Genomic DNA, 14,379 nt, shown 5'->3' with positions numbered 1-14,379 from the left:
CGAGCGCGGGCGGTGCGGACGCGGGCGGAACGTGCGGCGCCGGCGCGCGCGGCGCGGAGCCCGGCGCGGGAGCGGCCGAGGTGCGGCGGGCGTGCGCGCGGGTGCGTTGCTTGCGTGGGACGCGCGCGGTGTCGGTGGTGGGCGGCTCCGGCGCCGGGGAGATGAAGAAATCCAGGGCTCGGCTCATGGTGTGGACGGGCCGGCGTCGGCGCGGGCTTCGCCCGCGAGTCGGTTCGTGAGACCCGAGATCGGGAGGCGCGGCAGGACGCGGACGTGGACGCGGCGGCCTTCGAGCGTGATGGTCGCGCGGGCGCGGACCGGCTTGGGAAGGGCTTCGCGGGCCGCGGTGCGCGGGTCGATGCCGCCCTGGAGGAGGGCGAGGGCTCCCGCCTCGGCGGCTTCACCCGCCTGCTCGTGGGCGGTGTGGGACGCGATGAAGGTGAACGCCACGAGCGCGATGAGCACGACGAGCGGAAGTAGCCCGAGCAGCTCGATCGTGGCCTGGCCGCGGTGGTCCGCGACCCGGCGCAAGCGGTCGCGTCGGTGGGGGTGTGCCCGGAAACTTGCCTGTGGGGAAGGTTTGCGGACACACCCCCGGTCGACTCGGCTGGTCGTCATGACTGCGGGCGGAAGTGGGACGTGGAGGCCACGCGGCCAAGGGCCAAGGACGGGACGACCGCCGGGATGCGGACGGAGACGCGCACGTCGCCGGACGCGTCGGACTTCACCTGCAGGCCCCGCTCGAGGCGTGGTGGGAGATGGGAGCGCGCGGCCGCCGCGGGGTCGGCGCCGAGCGAATGGGCGCGGGCCGCGGCGCGGGCGGCGACACGGGACTGCCAGACGGCCTCACCGGCCAGCACGGCCTGGAAGGCGCCCGCCAGGACGAGCACGACGAGTGGCAGAAGAGCGACGAGCTCGACCGACGCCTGGCCCGTGCTCGCGAAGGGGTGGAGGCGACCGGATGGGCTCGCGCGGAGACCGCGAGCGCGACGACGGGCACGCACGCCGGGGCCACGCAGGACGCCTAGGCCACGGGCGCGCAGGGCAAGGGCGCGCAGGCGGCGGGCACGCAGCCCGGGCGCAGGCCGGACGCGGACGCGCTGGCCGGGCCGACTGCAGGCGCGGGGACCGGGGCGGTTGGGCATGGTTCGAAGCCTCGCCCGGGACCCTCATGCGGGTCTACGCGTACTTGTTACGAAAGTGCGCCGGCTGTGTGCCGGGAGTGCAAATTCAGTAGGTCTTGTAGGCGCGCCAGACGCTGTAGAACGCCCAGCCGGCCAGGCCGAGCATCAGCATCCACAGCATGCCGCCGGCGATGCCCAGGTCCGACCAGAGGCGGCCGGTGGCGGCGACGGCGAAGATCGTCAGCGCGAAGGCGCCGTAGGCGAGGGCGCGCTGGCGCTCCTCGAGACCCATCACGGTGTCCCGGTGCTCCATGTAGAGGCGGTAGCCGAGCCAGCAGAAGCCGCCGAGGAAGAGCACCGAGAAGACGTTGCCGATCGTCGCGGCCGCGGTGCCGCCGCCCGGGAGCTTCCAGACGGCGACGGCGAGCACGAGGATGATCGCGACGTTGCGGATGTGCTTGTTGCGGTCCGGGTCCACCGGACGTCAACTCTAGTGCGTGGAGACGTACTCGGGCGCGGGGGCCATGGCGGGCTCCGCGGCCAGGGACGCCTCGAGCGGCGCCAACACGTCGGCGGAGGGCTCGGGCACGGGCAGGGCCGCGCCGACCGGCTCCTCGACGGGCTCGGCGGAGAAGCGGTAGCCGATGCCGAAGTGGGTGTGGATGTAGCGCCAGTTCGACGAGGCGCGCTCGAGCTTGGAGCGCAGCTTGCGCACGAAGACGTCGACCGAGCGGTCGCCGTGGACCATGGCGTAGCCCCAGACGCGCTGGTAGATCTCCTCGCGCTGGAGCACCTGGCCCTCGGCCTCGGCCAAGAGCTGGATGAGCTCGAACTCGCGACGGGTGAGCTCGACGGAGACGCCGCCGACGAAGGCCTGGAACTGATCCGCGCGGATCTCGACCTCGCCGATCATGACGGGGCCCTTCTCGACGCGCACGTCGGCGCGCTTGCGGCGGCGGACGACGGCCTCGACGCGGGCGATGAGCTCCTCGGGATGACAGGGCTTGGTGACCCAGTCGTCGGCGCCGAGCCGCAGGCCGCGCACGCGCTGGGCGACGGAGGACTGGCCGGTGCACACGATGACGCCCAGACCGGGCAGACGCGCGCAGAGCTTGTCGAGGTACGTCCAGCCCTGGGGACCCAGGACGGCCAGGTCGACCACGACCGCGTTCAGCCGCATCGCCACCATGGCGTCCAGCGGAACGGGTGAGGCCAACACGCGGTACTGCCAACCCATGCCCTCGAGGCGCTTACCCAGCACCTGGAGGAAGCCGGTGTCGGAGTCGATCACCGCGAGCCGGACGGTGGACTGGCCGCCGGGCGCGGCGCCGGTGCGCCGCTCTTCGCTCATCGTCGTCATCTCGATGGGAACAGTATCCATGACGGGGTTTGTCTACGAGAGCCAAACCGTCCAGATAACGATCTGGTTACAACCAGAAAACGGGATCCGCCGAAGAAGCGGCGGATCCGTGATCTGGCTCACACGCGGCGACTAGCTGACGTGCGAGGCGTCCGAGAACTCCCGGAACTGCCCCGTGACGACGAACGCGACCTGCTCGCCGATGTCCACCGCGTTGTCACCGATCCGCTCGATCGCGCGCGCGACGAGCATCATCGACATCGCCCACTCGCGCCGATCCGCGTCCGTGCCGATCTCCACGGCACGCGAGAACACGCACCGGTTCAGGCGGTTGATCTCGTGGTCCTGGCGCACCAGGTCCTCGGCCACCTGCACGTCGCGCAGCAGGAACGCCTGCTTGCACTGCTCGACCTCGGACCGCGCGAGCTTGCCCATCTTGAAGATGTACTCGAGCATCTGCTCGTCCTTGGGCGGGTCGTAGCCCACCACCGGGAGCATCTTCGCGATGTTCACGCACTGGTCGCCCATCCGCTCCACGTGCTTGATCACGTGCAGCAGCGCGGCGACGAGCCGCAGGTCCGACGCGACGGGCGCCTGCAAGGCCAGCAGCGAGAGGATCCCCTGCTGGACCTCGAGGTAGCGCCCGTCGATGCGATCGTCATCGTGGATGACGATCGACGCGAGCTCGATGTCCTGGTGCTCGAGCGCCTCGAGCGTGCGGTCGAGGGTCTTGATGACGAGGTCGATCCCCCCGAGCGCCTGGGTCTCGAGCTCGCGAAGCTCTTCTTGGAACTGCTGACGTCCGCCCACGATCTCTCTCCTGACCGCAGGGGGCTCAGCCGAATCGGCCGCTGACGTAGTCCTCGGTCTCCTTATTGGACGGGTTGGAGAAGATCTTCTCCGTGGTGTCAACCTCGACGAGGCGACCGGGCTTGCCCGTGCCCTCGATGTTGAAGAAGGCGGTGTTGTCCGACGAGCGCGACGCCTGCTGCATGTTGTGCGTGACGATCACGATCGTGTACTCCTTCTTGAGCTCCGTGATCAGGTCCTCGATCGCGAGCGTGGAGATCGGGTCGAGGGCCGAGGCGGGCTCGTCCATCAGGAGCACGTCGGGCTCGACGGCCGTCGCGCGGGCGATGCACAGACGCTGCTGCTGGCCGCCGGACAGGCCCATGCCGGGCTTGCCGAGGCGGTCCTTGACCTCGTCCCAGAGGTTCGCGCCGCGGAGCGAGCGCTCGACGATCGCGTCGAGGTCGGACTTCTTGATCTTCTTCGCGTTGAGCTTGAGGCCGGCCGCGACGTTGTCGTAGATCGACATCGTCGGGAACGGGTTCGGCGCCTGGAAGACCATGCCGATCTGGCGGCGGACCTGCACCGGGTCGGCGTCGGGCGCGTAGACGTTCGTGTGGTCGAGCAGGATCTCGCCCTCGGCGTACGCGCCCGGGATGAGCTCGTGCATGCGGTTGATCGAGCGCAGGAACGTCGACTTGCCGCAGCCGGAGGACCCGATCAGCGCCGTGACCTTGTTCGGCTCGATCGTGATGTTGACGTCCTTGACCGCCAGGAAGTTCCCGTAGTACAGGTTCAGGTTGGTGGCCTTGACGCTCTTGGCCTTGACAGGCGCGATGGCGGTCATCGGATCTCCGTGCCGAAGCGGCGGTAGATGAAGCGGGCGCCCACGTTCAAGATCATCACGATCAGGATCAGCACGAGCGCGGCGGTCCACGCACGGTCGATCGACGGCTCGGGCGGCACGCCGGGGGACTTGTAAGAGCTGAAGGCGAAGACCGCGAGGTTCTGCATGCGGCCGTCGAACGGGTTGGTGTTGACCGACGCGACGACGCCGGTCGTGATCAGCAGCGGGGCGGTCTCGCCGATGATGCGGGCGATCGCGAGCACGACGCCGGTGACGATGCCGCCGAGCGCCGTCGGCAGGACGACCTTGACGATCGTGCGCCACTTCGGCACGCCGAGCGCGTAAGAGGCCTCGCGCAGCGAGTTCGGGACGATCCGCAGCATCTCCTCGGTGGAGCGCACGACGATCGGGATCATCAGCACCGCGAGCGCGACGGCGCCCATGATGCCGAGGCGGATGCCCGGCCCGAAGAAGATCGAGAACAGCGCGAACGCGAACAGGCCGGCGACGATCGACGGGATGCCGGTCATGACGTCCACGAAGAACGTCAGCGCGCGCTTGAGGCGCCCCTGACCGTACTCCTGCAGGTAGATCGCGGCCAGGATGCCGATCGGCACCGAGATCACGGCGGCGCAGCCCGTGATGATCAGCGTGCCGTAGATCGCGTGGACGGCGCCGCCACCCTCGCCGATCACGCCGCGCATCGACCAGGTGAAGAAGGTCGAGTCGAAGCGCGCGGCACCGCGCGAGACCACGGTGTAGAGCAGGGAGACGAGCGGCGTCAGCGCGAGCGCGAACGCGGCGACGACGGCGTAGGTCACGCCGCGGTCGGTGGCGCGGCGTGGCCCTTCGACGACGCGCGAGACGACGTACTGGGCGATGCCGCCCACGACGACGGTGGCCACGACCCAGAGCGCCAGGTTGAAGCCGCTGATGGAGAGGAGCGCGGCGACCAGCACGGCGACGCCGGCGACGATGCCCCACGGCGCCCACCAGGGGAGCACTGTGCCGGCGACCTGCACCGGTGGGCGGACGCGGGTCGGCTGCTCGCCCACAGGCGCCTCGACAGCGTGCGCCTGGGCGTTGGCGGCGAGCGAGCGCGCCGCCGGCCGGTCCTGCGGGGTGGGCTCGGTCACGTGCTCGCGTTCAGTGGGTTCGGTGCTCATGGGATTAGATCCGGACCTGGCGGTTGATCACCGCGCGCGCGGCCATGTTGACCACGAGCGTCAGGGCGAAGAGGACGAGGCCGGAGGCGATCAGGGCGTTGACCGCGAGGCCGGAGGACTCGGGGAAGTCGAGCGCGATGTTGGAGGCGATCGTCGACGGGTTCGCCGAGCCGATCAGGTTCGGGCTGATCCCGCCGGAGACCGACAGCAGGATCGCGACGGCCATGGTCTCGCCCAGCGCGCGGCCGAGGCCGAGCATCGAGGCGGAGATGATCGCCGACTTGCCGAACGGCAGGACGGTCAGGCGGATCATCTCCCAGCGCGTGGCGCCGAGCGCGAGCGCGCCCTCCTGCAGGCGGCGCGGCGTCTGCTCGAACACGGAGCGCGTGACCGCCGTGATGATCGGGAGGATCATCACCGCCAGCACGACGCCGGCGACGAGCATCGTGCGGCCCGTCGAGGACGCGGGGCCCTCGAACAGCGGGATGAAGCCGAGGTTGTCCGAGAGCCACTCGAGGACCGGCACCGCGGCCGGGCCGAGGACGGCGATGCCCCAGAGGCCGTAGATGACGCTCGGGATCGCCGCCAGAAGATCGATCAGGTAGCTCATCGGCTGGGCGATGCGACGCGGCGCGATGTGGCTGATGAACAGCGCCACGGCGACCGCCATCGGCACCGCGACCACGATCGCGATGGTGGCCGCGACCACCGTGCCGAACAGCAGCGGCCAGATGTAGGCGACGAGGCTCTCCTGGTTGGGGAGGTCCTCGGCGCTCGCGGTGATGGCCGGCCAGGCCTTCACCAGGAGGAAGATCGCCACACCGGCGAGGGTGGCCAGGATCAGGCCACCCGCGCCGGTTGCGAAGCCCTTGAAGACGCGGTCGCCGACGCCGCCCTTGGCGGGTCCGCCGCGAACTACGGATTGCAGGTCGTCGACGTCGGCTGCGCTCACGTCTGTCTCAGCTCCAGTGGTGGTTCGTTAGTTGGCCGCGATCGCGTCGACGGCCGGCTGCACCTTGGCGCGGACGGCGTCGCTGATCGGGGCAGAGCCCGCGTTGGTCGCGGCGGCCTGCTGGCCCTCCGGGCTGACGATGTAGTTGACGAAGCCCTTGACCAGGGCGCCCTGGGCGGCGTCGTCGTACTTCGTGCAGGCCATCAGGTAGGACACGAGGACGATCGGGTACGTGCCGGCCTCGGTCGTGGTGCGGTTGAGCTCGTACGTGAACACGTGCGCGCCCGGGTCGTCGGTCTCCTCGGAGGCCTCGACGATCTTGGCGGCCGCCTCGGGGGTCGGGGCGACGAACTCCTCGCCGACCTTGACCGAAGCCTTGCCGAGGTCGCCCGCCTGGGAAGCGTCGGCGTAGCCGATCGCGCCCTTGCCGGCCTTGACGGCGTCGACGACGCCGGAGGTGCCCTGCGCGGCCTCGCCACCCTTGACGGGCCAGTCACCGCTGACCTCGAAGTCCCACACGTCCGGGGCGACGGCGTTCAGGTACTCCTGGAAGTTCTCCGTCGTGCCCGACTCGTCAGAGCGGTTGACGACCGTGATGCGATCGCTCGGGAGCGTGGCGTCCGGGTTGTCGGCCTTGATCGCCGCGTCGTCCCAGGTCTTGATCTCCTGCTTGAAGATCTTGGCCAGCGTCTCGGGCGAGAGCTGCAGGTTCTCGACGCCCTCGAGGTTGTAGATGACCGCGATCGGCGAGATGTACGCCGGGATCTCGATCAGGTTGTCCGGACCGCCGCAGCGCTCCTGGGCACCGGTGAGCTCCTCCTCCTTGAGGTGGGAGTCCGTGCCGCCGAAGGCCGTGCCGCCGGCGATGAACTGCTCACGACCGCCGCCGGAGCCGACCGCGTCGTAGGAGATCGTCGTGTCGGGGTTGGCCTCCTGGAAGCCGGCGATCCAGGCCTGCATCGCCGCCTCCTGCGAGGACGCGCCGGCGCCGGCGAGGTTGCCCGACAGCTCGGGGGCCTCTTCCGCCGCGGGAGTGCTGCCGCCCGTGGCGGGGCTCTCCGGCTCGTCCTCGTTGGACGCGCCGCAAGCCGCGAAAGCCAGCGTCGCGAGAGCAGCCGCGCACGCCGGCATGAACCGCTTCGAAATCATCGAACCCTTCCTTCTCGTTGCATGAGCCGGCGACCCTCGCAGGCCGTCGGCACAAGTCTGTTATCGACGCGTTTCCGACCTGTGAAAAGGATGTGAAGGCTCCGGCTGAAATCTGTAGCCGAAGCCGAAGTGGGTGTGGATGAACTCCCACTCCGGGAGGGCGGTCGCGAGCTTGGTCCGCAACTTGTGGACGTAGACGTCCACGGACCGGTCCTGCCCGCGTAACGGGGCGCCCCACACCGTCTCGTACAGCTCCTCGCGCGCCACGATCCTGCCTTCGCGCCGCGCCAGGGCCGCGAGCAACTCGAGCTCGCGGACCGAAAGCGACAGCGTGCGGCCGCGGGCCCGGGCCAGATGCTCGGAGGGACGAATCTCCAGCTCCCCTGCGACCAGGACTTCCATCGGCTCACTTGTCTGCACGTCGCGTACCTTGCGACGTACGAGCCGGCTGGCGGTTACCCGGCTGTGAACTGCCGGTTATCAGGTTGTGAAGGCGGCAACACGTCGAGCGCCCAGAGCTCGAACTCGAGCTGGTCGACGAGCGCCAGGCCCGTCGTCGCGGCGCGCAGCATCTCCAAGCTGGCGCGGTAGTGCTCGAGCTTGGCGCCGTGCAGCACCGACGGGTCCTGCGTGGCCTTCGCGCGCAGCTCGCGCACCTTGGCGACCTTGTCCGCGGCGTAGACGGCGCACGCGCCGGCCCCGGCCGCGGCGACCTGGTCGCGCAGCGCGGCCTTGCGGGCGCCGTAGTCCTTGATCGAAGGGTCGTCGGAGACCGCGGCGACCAGCGCGGCGACGCGGACCCCGAACCGGCGCTCGACGTCGTCGACGGTCACGCTCGTGTTCTCGACGATGTCGTGCAGCACCCCGGCGGTGACGACGTCGTCGCTGAAGTCGCGCCCGTTCAGGAGCGAGGCGACCTCGAGCGGATGCAGGACGAACGGGGCCTGGTCGACGTCACGGCGCTGGTCGGCATGCATGACGAGGGCCCACTCCACGGCTCGGCGGACGCTCGGACGTGCCTCGGCGAAAGGCGGCAGTCTGGTCGTAAGCACTCAGACCACCGTACCGACCGGAAAATCCGCGCAGCGATTTTCCCAAGCCGAGATGCGCACGCGCCGGCGAAGCCGGCCGCGCGCATGGGGCGCCGTTCACATTCCAGCGACCTACACGAGTTGTTGCGAGAGCAAGCTCGCGCCCCATGAACCTTTCACGGTTTTCCAAAGCGCTGGGCGTGAGCGGACTGATCCTGCTCGCGTCGGCCCCGACGGCCCTGGCCGCCGAGGCCTTCGACCTCGAGTCGCACCGCGGCGGACGCGGGCTCCGGCCCGAGAACACGCTCGCGTCGTTCGGGCATTCGCTGCGCCTGGGCGTGACGACGCTGGAGCTCGACACGGGCGTGACCAAGGACGGCGTGGTGGTCGTCTCGCACGAGCGCCGGATCTCGACGCTGGAGTGCTCGGGCCCGCACGTCGGCAAGCTCGTGAAGGACCTCACGCTCAAGCAGATCAAGCAGCTCGACTGCGGCACCCGCCGCCCGCCGGTGCCGTCCACGGACGAGTTCCTGCCCACGCAGGAGGCGGTCCCCGGCACGAAGATGCCCACGCTCGCCGAGGTCTTCGAACTCGCGAACCGCTACGGCGCCAAGGGCGTGCAGTTCAACATCGAGACGAAGATCGACCCGACGCCCGCGAACAAGAACGACACGATCGCGCCGGGGCCGTTCGCGCGCAAGGTCATCGCCGAGATCAAGAAGTACAAGATGACCAAGCGCTCGCTGATCCAGTCGTTCGACTGGCGCACGCTGGTCGAGGCGCGCCGCGTGGCGCCGTCGCTGCGCCGGGTCGCGCTCGCGCAGGCGGACACGATCAAGAAGGGCACCCCGTGGACGGCCGGCATCAAGATCGGCAACAACCCGTTCGGTGACGGCTCGCTCGCGCTGGCCGTGGCGGACGAGCTCAAGGCCGACGTCCTCTCCCCCCGCTACCAGGACATCACCGACCGCCTGATCAAGTCCGCCCACAACCGCGGCCTGACCGTGATCCCGTGGACGGTCAACCAGAAGGCCGACATGAAGACGCTGATCAAGCGCGACGTGGACGGGATCATCACCGACTACCCGGACCGCCTGCGCGAGGTCATGGACGCCGAGGGCCTCGATCTGCCGGACCCGATCGCCTCCCCGTTCGACGTCGAGGCGCACCGCGGCGGCCGCCGCTACCGGCCGGAGAACACGCTCGCCGCGTTCACCTACGGACTGTCCCGCGACGTTGACACGCTCGAGCTCGACACCGCCGTGACCAAGGACGGCGTGGTCGTCGTCGCGCACGACCGCTCGATCAACCCGAACCACTGCCAGGGCGACGCGGCGCTGCTCGGCCAGCCGATCAGCCAGCTGACGTTCGCGCAGATCCGCACGCTCGACTGCGGCTCCAAGGGCGACTTCGCCGGCCAGCCCGGTTGGGTCGCGAGCCCGGGCGAGAAGATGCCGACGCTGCAGGAGGTCTTCGACCTCGTCGCCGCCAAGGGCGACACCGACGTGCGCTTCAACATCGAGACCAAGATCTCGCCGACCGTCGACGACACCGTCCCCTACGACGTCTTCACCGCCAAGGTCGTCAAGCTCATCCAGGACAACAACCTCCGCAGCCGCGCGATGATCCAGTCGTTCGACTGGCGCACGATCCGCCTCTCCAAGCAGCTGGACCCGCAGATCGAGACCGTCGCCCTGGTCTGGCAGTACGCCGGCGCCGACTGCGACGACATCAGCGACGAGTGCTCCCTGCAGGCCGTGATCGGCGACCCGTCCGTGATCAGCCCGTGGACCGGCGGCCTGGACTGGTGGCGGTACAAGGACCTCGGCAAGCTCGTCAACGCCGCGAAGGCCGACGTCGTGTCCTCCAACTGGCAGGTGCACGACCCGACGCAGGGCAAGGTCAACAACGCGGACTACTACCTGAAGGAGGACCCGGCGATCTACCACGGCCCGCCGGTCCCGACGCTCCAGGACAAGGGTCTGCGCGTCGTGCCCTACACGATCAACGACCAGCCGACGATGCAGCGCGTGATCGACCTGGGCGTGGACGGGATCATCTCCGACGATCCCGACGCGCTCCTGCTGGTCGCGAAGCGCAACGGGCTGCGGTAGGCAGCCCGTTGCGGGGTGAGAGCGCTAGCCGGCGGTCTCGGTGGCGCTCTCGCCCTGGGCCTTGTTGAAGGCGCAGCGGAACGACTCGGGCGAGGAGACCGGCTTGGAGCCCGCGAAGCCGCCCTTGTTGCCGTTGTCGTAGACCGTCACGTACTGCAGGGACTGCGGGTACGGGTTGGCGGGCAGCGGCACCGGGTCGGGCTCGCCCGCGCGCGGGTCGCCGCGGGAGCCGTCGGTGACGCCCTGCGAGCCCGCGGCCGAGGAGCCGGCCTGGGTCGTGATCAGCGTCGAGGACATCTCGCGGCGGTCCTTCAACCCATCCGTCGCGTCGACGTCGGGCGAGGAGGTGACGACCGCGTCGTCGATCGTGGAGGCGAGCTTGACGCGGTCCGCGGCGCCGATCAGCTGGGCGGCCGTGGGCAGGTAGCCGCCCGCGTCCACGCACGCCTTGGAGGCGTAGGCGTAGTCGTTCTTGCCGATGTCCTCGTTGGGCAGCGGGTACGGGGAGGCCTGCAGGCACCAGGTGCCGAGGTCGACGGTCTGGGCGTCGCAGGTCATCGTGACGTCCGCGGCCCGGAGCGTCCCGAGGCGGTCGGCGCGCTTGGCGGCGTCGACCTTCGGGATCGCCTTGGCCGGGAACTTGCCCTTCTTGTCCAGCCGCAGGACGGCGTTCGGCTTCGGCTTGGACACGACGTTGACGACGGCCTGGCGGGCGGCGTCGGCGACACCGGTGAACGACAGGACGAGGGCGAGCAGCGCGACGATCAGCGCGGCGTGTTTCTTCATGGACGGCGTCTCCGGTACGGGAGGGTCGAGGGGGTGTGGACCGCGGCGTGCTCGACGCCGCGGGAGCGGCGCTTGAGGCCGAGCCGCAACGTGGCACCCGCGAAGGCGGCCAGCACGACGAGGCCGTAGAGGTAGACCCCGACGGGCGCGTGGTCGGAGTAGCGGTAGGCGACGGCCGCGGCGGAGCTGTCCGGCGCGACCTCCTCCTCGCGCTTCTCCTCGTGCACGCGGATGACCGCGCCACCCGGCGGGATCGGCCGGGCGAACGAGCTCGCGGGCGGCGGCGGGGTGGCCGGCGGATTGCTCGTCGGCGTGTTGCGCTGCTGCGGCGGGGGTTCGTCGACGATCGGGATCGGCGTCGCGACCGGCTGCACCGGCGGGTTCTGGCGCGGCTCACGGCGCTCGCGCTCGCGCTCCTGCTCGGCCGCCGGCGGGGGCGTCGGCGGGACCAGCGACAGCGGGCTGTCGGCGGGCACCGAGGCCGGCGGCGGCGGGGACGTCGGCGGGGTCGCCGGCGCCGGGGGCTTGAACCGCGTCGCGTCGAGCGGGCGCGTACCGCAGGGCCGCTGGACGGAGCCGGCCTGCACGGTCACCTTCGCGCTGTAGGCGATCCCGCCGGTCTTGACCGTGATCGTCGTCGTGCCCGCGTTGAACGGGCAGAACAGGCCCGACTTGTGGTCGGAGATGACCTTGTCGTCGGGACCGATCGCCGGCTTGCGCAGGTTCGTCGAGCTCGGGTCCTGCGCGACGAAGTCGCCGATGTCCGGGTCGCTCGAGGTGAACTCGTACTCGGGCGCGATCCGGGTGGCGCACGTCGCGCCTGAGCACAGCTGCGGCGGGAGGGCCGTGTACGGGTCCGAGCCGGGCGGCTGCGGGTCGCCGCCGCCGACGGCCGCGCCCCAGCGGTCGCCGCCGACCGGCCGCCGGCCGAGGCCCTGGAAGAGCGACGGCCGCGAGCGGCGCAGCAGCGTGCCGTCGACGGCCTGCAGCGTGAGCTCGTCGATGATCGGCAGCAGCCGGACGGTGACCGGGGCGCGGTTGGTGGCGGCGTCGCGCTTGGCGGTGTCGACCTCCGCGAGCAGCAGGCCCGCGTCGCCGAAGACGGAGTCCGGCCCGGTCGTGGTGTTCGCCTGCGCCGAGCGGTAGCCGAGCGTGCCCGTGCCGAAGGACGGGATCGTGGTCAGCGCGCCGCTCGGGATCGGGTAGACGCGGTTCTCCTCCGGGCGTTCGAAGAAGTACGCGGACGCGCCGTGGTCGACCAGGACCTGCGCGACCTCGTCCCCGTCCGTCGCCACGTTCAGCGCGGGCGCGAAGCGCGTGTTGAGGTCGCGGCTGCCCATCACGATCGACGGGACGCCCTGGCGCTTGGCCTCGTCGAGGGTGGCGATCAGCCACGGCAGCTGGGGCTCGGGCGGGTTCTGGTGCGGATCGGAGTCCGCGAGCGAGCCGGCCGAGTTGTCGATCACGACCACGCGCACGGTCCCGCCCGCGCCGAGCGAGTCGAACGCGTAGTGCGTCCGCGCGCCCGGACGGGCCGTCGCCGCGCCGGTCGTCGGGGCCACGCCCTCCGCCGGCAGCCCGCCGCCGAACGGCGCGGGTGCCGCGGTGAACGCGTCCGTGAAGGTGCCGGCCGCCCCCTCCGCCGTGTCGGCGGCGGAGGGAGCGGCGTAGGCCGGTACGCCTGGGAGCAGAAGGCCCGCGAACCGTGCGGCTTCGCGTTCGTCCAGCTTCTGCTCTGTGGGAAGGCGTCCGCCCGTGTAAAGGAGCATGCGGGGACCGTTGCCCTGGGCCGCCAGCGCGGCGACGAGGTCCTTGGCCGCGCGCAGCGTGCGGTCCGGCCCGAGCGACTCGTCGCGCAGGTCGGCGCACGCCTCCGCGCACGCGGCGTGGCCGGCGACCGCGAACCGCGCGACGGCGGCGTCGAGGTTGGTGCCGGTCTTGGTAAGCGCCGGCGGCTGCGCGGGCTGCGCGCCGGTGGCGTAGCGCAGGATCGCCGCGGTCTGCACGCGCGCGCGGTCGGCGGTGCCCTGGCCGGAGCGGCTGCCGTTGCCGCGGCCGGCGGCGTCGGACTCGCCGCTCCAGCCGCCGAGCGCCCAGCCCTCGCCGCCCGCGTCGACGAGCAGCGCGCCGATCGGGTCGGACTTGACGGGCCGGTCGGCGGAGGAGCCGGCGTAGGCCGTGCGCTGCTCGTCGCGCCAGCCGTCCTGCGTCTCGCGCACGAGGTAGCCGTCGGCGGGCAGCGGGAACGCCGGGATGATCGCCGGCGGCGAGTCCGGGCCGACTTCCGGCAGCACGTCGGACACCGGGTACGGAAGCTGCGGCTGCACGGCCGCGAGCGCGCGGACCGCGCCGTTGAGGCGGTAGGCCGCGAGCGCGACCGGCGTGACGCCGAGCAGCGGCTGGGCCGAGCGCCGCCACGGGTCTGAGGGGCTGTCGCGCTCGATCACGATGTCCGGGCCGGCCGCGACCGCGCCGCCGTCCGGGAGCCCGGCGACGACGACGATCCGGGCGCCGTTCAGCAGGGCCTTGGCGTCCGCGTCGGCGCGCCAGCCGGCCCCGTCGTTGACGAGCAGGTCCTCGCCCGCGGCGACGATCGCCTGGTTGCCGGCGAACGCGATGCCCGTGAAGTGGCGGGTCGCGAACCCGTCCGGCACCGTCTCCGGCAGCCACGACTTGTCGTAGCGCAGGATCGTGCCTTCCTTGCCGACGGCGTAGCCGCGCAGCGGGTCGCTCGGGGCGAACGCGATCCCCATCAGGTGCTTCTCGAAGCCCACGGGCGCCGCGGGGTCGCGCTCCCACAGGCCGGTCTCGGCGCGCCAGAGCCACATCGCGCCGAGGTCGCCGACGGCGTGCGCGCGGCCCGGCTCGGGCCAGGCGACGCCGCGCAGCAGCGGCTTGGAGACCGCACCGGAGGACGAGAGCAGGAACTCCCGCGTCCAGCCGCCACCCGGCGCGTAGCGGAGCACGGTGCCCTCCTGGCCGACCGCGAGCGCGGCCGACTCGAGGGCGCCGGCGGGCTGGCCGGGCGCGGTGGCCGCGGCGGTGAGCGGCGCGCGGGCGG

Annotated in this window: 14 protein-coding genes and 1 pseudogene; 1 reads left to right on the top strand and 14 read right to left on the bottom strand. The window is 71.2% G+C overall.

The annotated features are described in order from the left end of the window. The 12 genes and pseudogenes from OJ997_RS34745 to OJ997_RS34690 all read right to left on the bottom strand — a co-directional run. Positions 1–187: pseudogene (locus tag OJ997_RS34745) on the bottom strand (hypothetical protein); the annotation flags it as partial. Beyond that, positions 184–531 carry a hypothetical protein gene (locus OJ997_RS34740; protein WP_270030032.1) on the bottom strand — a complete coding sequence of 116 codons (348 nt, stop codon included), beginning with the start codon at positions 529–531 and terminating at the stop codon, positions 184–186. The gene OJ997_RS34740 and the pseudogene OJ997_RS34745, both read right to left, overlap by 4 nt. A gap of 83 nt (positions 532–614) precedes the next feature. Further along, positions 615–1,145: a hypothetical protein gene (locus OJ997_RS34735; RefSeq protein WP_270030031.1), complete on the bottom strand. Its 531-nt coding sequence runs from the start codon at positions 1,143–1,145 to the stop codon at positions 615–617. Between the two features lie 85 nt (positions 1,146–1,230). Beyond that, on the bottom strand, positions 1,231–1,602 hold the full coding sequence (locus OJ997_RS34730; RefSeq protein ID WP_270030030.1) for a hypothetical protein: 372 nt from the start codon (positions 1,600–1,602) through the stop codon (positions 1,231–1,233). Between the two features lie 12 nt (positions 1,603–1,614). Beyond that, complete coding sequence (locus OJ997_RS34725; RefSeq protein WP_270030029.1) at positions 1,615–2,505, bottom strand: response regulator transcription factor; 891 nt, start codon at positions 2,503–2,505, stop codon at positions 1,615–1,617. 111 nt (positions 2,506–2,616) lie between these two features. After that, positions 2,617–3,294, bottom strand: a complete 678-nt coding sequence (gene phoU, locus OJ997_RS34720) for a phosphate signaling complex protein PhoU (RefSeq protein WP_270030028.1) — start codon at positions 3,292–3,294, stop codon at positions 2,617–2,619. Between the two features lie 25 nt (positions 3,295–3,319). Further along, complete coding sequence (pstB, locus tag OJ997_RS34715; protein WP_270030027.1) at positions 3,320–4,120, bottom strand: phosphate ABC transporter ATP-binding protein PstB; 801 nt, start codon at positions 4,118–4,120, stop codon at positions 3,320–3,322. Beyond that, complete coding sequence (pstA, locus tag OJ997_RS34710) at positions 4,117–5,286, bottom strand: phosphate ABC transporter permease PstA (protein ID WP_270030026.1); 1,170 nt, start codon at positions 5,284–5,286, stop codon at positions 4,117–4,119. The genes pstB and pstA overlap by 4 nt, the downstream gene beginning before the upstream one ends. Positions 5,287–5,290: 4 nt before the next feature. Then, a complete protein-coding gene (gene pstC, locus OJ997_RS34705; protein ID WP_272600626.1) occupies positions 5,291–6,214 on the bottom strand; it encodes a phosphate ABC transporter permease subunit PstC in 924 nt (307 codons plus the stop codon). A gap of 51 nt (positions 6,215–6,265) precedes the next feature. After that, positions 6,266–7,387, bottom strand: a complete 1,122-nt coding sequence (gene pstS / locus OJ997_RS34700; RefSeq protein WP_270030024.1) for a phosphate ABC transporter substrate-binding protein PstS — start codon at positions 7,385–7,387, stop codon at positions 6,266–6,268. A 60-nt stretch (positions 7,388–7,447) separates the two neighbouring features. Further along, the gene (locus OJ997_RS34695; RefSeq protein WP_270030023.1) at positions 7,448–7,789 is read right to left on the bottom strand and encodes a winged helix-turn-helix domain-containing protein; all 342 of its coding nucleotides are present in this window, start codon (positions 7,787–7,789) and stop codon (positions 7,448–7,450) included. 53 nt (positions 7,790–7,842) lie between these two features. After that, on the bottom strand, positions 7,843–8,382 hold the full coding sequence (locus OJ997_RS34690) for an HD domain-containing protein (RefSeq protein ID WP_270030022.1): 540 nt from the start codon (positions 8,380–8,382) through the stop codon (positions 7,843–7,845). 236 nt (positions 8,383–8,618) lie between these two features. Between OJ997_RS34690 and OJ997_RS34685 the strand changes: the two genes are divergently transcribed. Further along, a complete protein-coding gene (locus tag OJ997_RS34685) occupies positions 8,619–10,532 on the top strand; it encodes a glycerophosphodiester phosphodiesterase family protein (RefSeq protein WP_270030021.1) in 1,914 nt (637 codons plus the stop codon). Positions 10,533–10,556: 24 nt separating this feature from the next. Here OJ997_RS34685 and OJ997_RS34680 read toward each other — a convergent pair whose 3' ends face one another. Beyond that, positions 10,557–11,318 (bottom strand): hypothetical protein, encoded by a 762-nt coding sequence (locus OJ997_RS34680; protein ID WP_270030020.1) that lies wholly within the window; start codon positions 11,316–11,318, stop codon positions 10,557–10,559. Then, positions 11,315–14,379 (bottom strand): WD40/YVTN/BNR-like repeat-containing protein (locus OJ997_RS34675; RefSeq protein ID WP_372517969.1); only part of this gene is annotated, 3,065 nt, incomplete at its 5' end. The genes OJ997_RS34680 and OJ997_RS34675, both read right to left, overlap by 4 nt.

The organism is Solirubrobacter phytolaccae (assembly GCF_027587195.1).
GTDB lineage: Bacteria > Actinomycetota > Thermoleophilia > Solirubrobacterales > Solirubrobacteraceae > Solirubrobacter > Solirubrobacter phytolaccae.
Note: the sequence above shows the minus strand (reverse complement) of the source record. Positions and strands in the feature narration are given on the sequence as shown.

Coding starts and splice junctions, on each gene's coding strand:
- OJ997_RS34735 (WP_270030031.1), bottom strand. CDS start 1,145: ATGCCCAACCGCCCCGGTCCCCGCGCCTGCAGTCGGCCCGGCCAGCGC.
- OJ997_RS34725 (WP_270030029.1), bottom strand. CDS start 2,505: ATGGATACTGTTCCCATCGAGATGACGACGATGAGCGAAGAGCGGCGC.
- pstB (WP_270030027.1), bottom strand. CDS start 4,120: ATGACCGCCATCGCGCCTGTCAAGGCCAAGAGCGTCAAGGCCACCAAC.
- pstA (WP_270030026.1), bottom strand. CDS start 5,286: ATGAGCACCGAACCCACTGAACGCGAGCACGTGACCGAGCCCACCCCG.
- pstS (WP_270030024.1), bottom strand. CDS start 7,387: ATGATTTCGAAGCGGTTCATGCCGGCGTGCGCGGCTGCTCTCGCGACG.
- OJ997_RS34695 (WP_270030023.1), bottom strand. CDS start 7,789: ATGGAAGTCCTGGTCGCAGGGGAGCTGGAGATTCGTCCCTCCGAGCAT.
- OJ997_RS34680 (WP_270030020.1), bottom strand. CDS start 11,318: ATGAAGAAACACGCCGCGCTGATCGTCGCGCTGCTCGCCCTCGTCCTG.